We start from the raw sequence: 4,795 nt of genomic DNA on the forward strand, positions 1-4,795 counted from the left end.
ACCGTCCGCGCCGACGTCACCTCGACGTGGACGACGACCTCCGCCAGCAGCGTCCGCATCAGCACCGTCCGCTTCCTCGGACTCGGCCGCACCAGCTGCGCCTGATGGCAATACTGGGCTGTCGTCCTAAAAAGCTTTAGTTTTCCGAGATGCAGCCGTGAGACACATTGCCATGTCGGTGACATCAGCATCCAAGCGGGTGCCGCTTGTCTCGGAATGTCGTCTGGGCCTGGCTGGCGGTTCGTCGAGTGGTCTTGACGGTTTGTGGGACGCAGCGCGTGGCAGAGGGCTTGGGGGAGCTGTTGGCGAGCCCGCAGTGTCGTCCTTTCCGCGGAGCAGTGAGGGTCCCTGGGAGGATCGCTACGCGGTCATGCTCTCCCAGAAGATGAGTTCGCTGCGGCCCGCTTCGCTGAGGGGTATGCCCTCACTGTCCGTCGCGGTGTCAAGGACGGTTGCGAACACACTGCCGTCCGGGAGCGTCAGTTCTCGGGCCGTCCAGCGCACAAGCCCATAGCCAGGGTGGTCCGTGCACCCGGAGCTGAGTCGAGCATCCACGCCCTGAGCGTACGACTTTGTGGCGGCGACCGGCCATGACGAGCGACCTGATCGCTGGTAATCAGCGTCATGGGAACCGGCACCCCGATAGCCGAACATCTCGCAGGATGCCTGTCCCGCTCGGCGATGGGTCACCGGACGGCCTGCCTCGGTTTTCAGGGGGCTTGGAAGCCGGCTTCCTGGAGCACCTTCTGTCCGGCGTCGGAGCGGACGTAGTCGCTGAACGAGGCGGCGAGGTCGGGGTTCTTGCTCTCCTTGAGCACCGCGATCGGGTAAGTGTTGACGGCGCTTGATGCGTCCTTGAATGTCACCCCGTCGATCTTGCCAGCCGCGCCCTTGACGTCGGTGACGTACACCAGGCCTGCGTCTGCTTGCCCGGAGCTGACCTTACCGAGCACGTCGGTGACGGACTGCTCCTCGCTGACGGGCTTCAACGTGACCCCGGTCGCCTGCTCGACCTTCTCGGTAGCGGCACCGCACGGGACCGGGCTGGCGCACGTGACGACCTGCACGCCGGCGTTGGTGAGGTCCTTGAAGTCGGTGATCTTCTTCGGGTTGCCGGGCGCGACCGCGATCTCAAGCGTGTTCTTCGCAAAGTCCGCCGGTGAGCCCTGGAGGTCGTTCGTGGCGAGCTTGTCCATGTTCTTCTCGTCAGCCGACGCGAATACGTCGGCCGGTGCGCCGTTCTGGATCTGCGTCACGAGGTCACTGGAACCGGCGAAGGAGAACTCAATCGTCGTACCCGGGTGTGCGGCCTCGTACTGCTTCCCCAGCTCGGTGAACGTCTTCTGCAACGACGCTGCCGCAAACACTGTGATCGAACCCATCGCAGAGGACGAGGACGAGGACGAGGACGGCGACGGCGACGACGAGCTGGCTGTCGTGCTGCCGGCGGAACACGCCGTAAGCAGCAGCGACGCCGCGGCGACCGCGGTCAGGAGGGTCGGCAGGCGGGTGGCGCGGTGCGGCATGACGGGGTTCCGTTCGACAGGTTGCGCCGCAAATGCGGCGATGTTTTGCCATTCAACACGAAGATGCGGTTGCCCCGGTGGTCATGGGTTGGCGTGATCTGTACGTCCGTCGTCCTGATTACCGCTGGCGGCGTCCTTGGGCTCGGCGGTTGGCTGATGTCATGACAGATGAGCGTTCAGTGACGAGCGGGTCCGATGGCAGTGCCGGCGATGCGAACTACGGCGTGATCGGGGCCGGGTACGGGCAGTACCGGCGTCCGGAGCCCGCGTTCACCGCGGCGATCCAGGCTGCACTCGGCAATGCTCGAACGCTCGTGAACGTCGGTGCTGGTGCGGGCTCCTACGAACCGACCGACCTCGACGTGACCGCTGTAGAGCCGAGCGCCACGATGCGTGCGCAACGCCCCGCAGGGTCGGTGCCCGCGGTCGATGCGACCGCGGAGGACCTTCCGTTCGGTGACGACAGCTTCGACGCGGCCCTGGCGTCGTTCACCGTCCATCAGTGGCGGGACCTGCCGGCTGGGCTCCACGAGGTTCGCCGGGTGACCCGCGGGCCTGTCGTGATCCTCACCTGCGACCCGTCCGCGCTCACCCGGTCGTGGATCAACGACTACGCACTCGAGGTCATCGCCACGGAAGCCAGCCGATACCCGTCGATCGACAACCTCCGAGCAGGACTCGGCGGAACCGTCACCGTGGCGTCCGTACCGATCCCACTCGAATGCGTCGACGGATTCAGCGAGGCGTACTACGGCCGCCCCGAAGCGCTCCTCGACCCCGGCGCCAGGCGCGCGAACTCCGCCTGGAGCTTCGTCGGTCCGGACGTCGAGGCACGCTTCGAGCGCGCGCTGCGGGCCGACCTCGAGACGGTCGCGTGGGACGCCCAGCACGGACACCTGCGCGCCCAGCCGACGTTCGACGGGTCGCTGCGCCTCGTGGTGGGCCACCCGTGAAGACAGAAACGGTACAGCGGCAGGGGAAGGCGCTGTGGCTGGTCGCTGCGTGGTTCTGGGCGTTGCAGTTCGCGGTGCTGAACCCGCTGCTCGCAGTGCTCCTCGTGACCCTCTACGACGCGACGCCGGCCGAGGTCGGTTGGGTCCTGGGGCTCTACAACGTTGGCGGGTTCGCCGCGTCCCTGCTCATCCCGACTCTCGCGGACCGGAGCCGGAACTACCTGCGGCCGCTGGTGTTCTGTGCGCTCGGCGGAGTTGCTCTCGTGGCGGTCCTCGCAGTCACGACGTCGCTCCCGGTGGTCGTGCTCGCCCTGGTCATCCTCGGCGGCCCGCCCGGCGTCGGATCGACGCTGCTGTTCGCGCAGCTCCGCCATGAAGGCGCACCACCGGCGCAGGTCATCCGGACCCGTGCGATCGTGTCTTTCGCCTGGGTCATCGGCCCTCCCCTGGCCACTCTCGTCACTGGAACGGCAGGCTCCCCGGCAGCGCTGCCGCTCCTTGCCGGCATCGGCCTGGTCAACGTCGTCACCGCGCTCCTGCTCCTCCGCCGACGCGGGACAATTCGCACCGATGACGCCACACCTCGGCCACGGCTGCTGGTGCAGCTCCGCGGGTGGAACCGGTGGGGTGTCGTCGGAGCGTTCACGCTCCTGCAGGCGACGAACATCGCCACCGTCACTATCGCGACCCTGTTCGTCACCCGCGACCTCCAGGCTCCGATCATCTGGGCTGGCATCACGCTCGGCGCTGCCGCCCTCCTCGAGATCCCCGCACTGCTGCTCATCGGTCGGCTCCAGGAACACCGCTCCGTCCGGCTCCTCCTCGCTGGCGGGTGGGTATGCGGTGTCGCGTACTACGGCTTCGTCGCGCTGGCCCATGAGCCGTGGCAGCTCCTCGTTCTGCAGCCGCTGAACGCCTGGTTCTTCGCGACCGTCGCCGGCCTCGGTCTGACCGTGTTCCAGGACGTGTTCCCGAGCCCCGGACTCGCATCGGGGCTCTTCACCAACACCCGCCGCGCCGGAGCCGTTCTCGCCGGCCTGCTCATCGCCGCACTCGGCTCGTTTCCCGCCCCGTACCGGGCCGTGTACATCGCCGCGGCAATCATCGCGCTCACCGTGCTTGCCACCGCCGCTGCGGTCACCACCCGTGCACGTGACGCAGCGCGCTAGGTTCGAGGGCGTGAGCACAGACCGCGACCACCGAGTGGCGGTGCTCGTTCTCGACGGCGCGAAAGCGCTCGACGTCGGGATCGCTGCGCACGTGTTCGCGAAGCGGCCGAGCATGCCCTACGAGGCCCGCGTCTGCGCCGAACAGGTCGGCACCGTGGAAGGGTGGGACGGCCTCGCCTACGCCGTCAGCCACGACCTCGACACTCTTACCTGGGCCGACACCATCCTCGTCCCCGGCTACCGGAACCCCGCCGAGGTCACCACACCGCCAGCGGTCATCGCAGCGCTCCGCGCAGCGCACGAACGCGGTGCCCGGATCGCAGCGATCTCGACAGGCGCGTTCACCCTCGCCGCCGCCGGGCTCCTCAATGGGCGGCGCGCGACGACGCACTGGCACTACACGGACATCCTCCGCGACCGGTACCCGGAGGTCGACGTCGACGAGCACGTGCTGTTCGTCGACGCCGGGAACGTGCTCACCAGCGCCGGCGCCGCCAGCGGCATCGACCTCTGCCTCCACCTCATCCGCCGCGACCACGGAGTCGCGCTCGCCAACCACGTCGCCCGACGCCTCGTCAGCGCCCCCTACCGAAGCGGCGGCCAAGCCCAGTACGTGCTCCGCACCATCCCAGAACCCCTCGGCGACGTCTTCGCCGCCACCCGCGCCTGGGCGCTCGACCACCTCGACGACGACCTGTCCCTCGCGGCGCTTGCCCGTCAGTCGAATGTGTCCGCGCGGACGTTCTCACGCCGGTTTGCTGCCGACACCGGCATCACCCCGATGCAGTGGGTCTTGCGCGCCAGGATCGACCGCGCCCGGGAACTTCTCGAACGCACCGACTTGACGATGACGCAGATCGCCGAAGCGACAGGACTGCGATCCGACGCGAACCTCCGTCGCCACTTCGGCAGCATCATCGGCACCTCTCCCACCGCCTACCGAGCTGCGTTCCAGGAGTCTCGATAGCCGGTGGTCCACCGCTACACGACAGCCGTCGTCCACGACGGGCTCGCTTGCCGCCTGCTGTGAGCAGAGGCCCTTGCGGTTGCATCGGGCACGACAGATGATCCTCGCGAACCCGTATCAGCCAGTCGGAACGGCCGCGGCGGCGAGTGGGATTGCGCACTTCGGCCGGTTCTCCGCCTA

Annotated in this window: 4 protein-coding genes; 3 read left to right on the plus strand and 1 reads right to left on the minus strand. The window is 67.9% G+C overall.

Annotated features, from left to right (window positions below; all coding sequences use genetic code 11):
* Positions 1-710 precede the first annotated feature (710 nt).
* Entirely contained in the window at positions 711-1,526 is an 816-nt protein-coding gene (gene modA / locus EDF51_RS19540; RefSeq protein WP_132100987.1) for a molybdate ABC transporter substrate-binding protein, read from the minus strand.
* A 161-nt stretch (positions 1,527-1,687) separates the two neighbouring features.
* On the opposite strand from modA, the gene EDF51_RS19545 reads away from it, so the two are divergent.
* From EDF51_RS19545 to EDF51_RS19555, 3 genes are read left to right on the plus strand one after another with little or no spacing between them, the layout of a single operon-like run.
* Entirely contained in the window at positions 1,688-2,479 is a 792-nt protein-coding gene (locus tag EDF51_RS19545) for a class I SAM-dependent methyltransferase (protein WP_134196233.1), read from the plus strand.
* On the plus strand, positions 2,476-3,648 hold the full coding sequence (locus tag EDF51_RS19550; protein ID WP_134196235.1) for an MFS transporter: 1,173 nt from the start codon (positions 2,476-2,478) through the stop codon (positions 3,646-3,648). Before EDF51_RS19545 ends, EDF51_RS19550 begins: the two co-directional genes overlap by 4 nt.
* A 10-nt stretch (positions 3,649-3,658) precedes the next feature.
* Positions 3,659-4,615: a DJ-1/PfpI family protein gene (locus tag EDF51_RS19555; RefSeq protein ID WP_243692526.1), complete on the plus strand. Its 957-nt coding sequence runs from the start codon at positions 3,659-3,661 to the stop codon at positions 4,613-4,615.
* Positions 4,616-4,795: the final 180 nt, after the last annotated feature.

The sequence above is a fragment of the Curtobacterium sp. PhB25 genome (assembly GCF_004365375.1).
Classification (GTDB): domain Bacteria; phylum Actinomycetota; class Actinomycetes; order Actinomycetales; family Microbacteriaceae; genus Curtobacterium.

Excerpts from the sequence above, each read along its gene's own strand:
- modA (WP_132100987.1), bottom strand. The coding sequence starts at position 1,526 with ATGCCGCACCGCGCCACCCGCCTGCCGACCCTCCTGACCGCGGTCGCC.
- EDF51_RS19545 (WP_134196233.1), top strand. The coding sequence starts at position 1,688 with ATGACAGATGAGCGTTCAGTGACGAGCGGGTCCGATGGCAGTGCCGGC.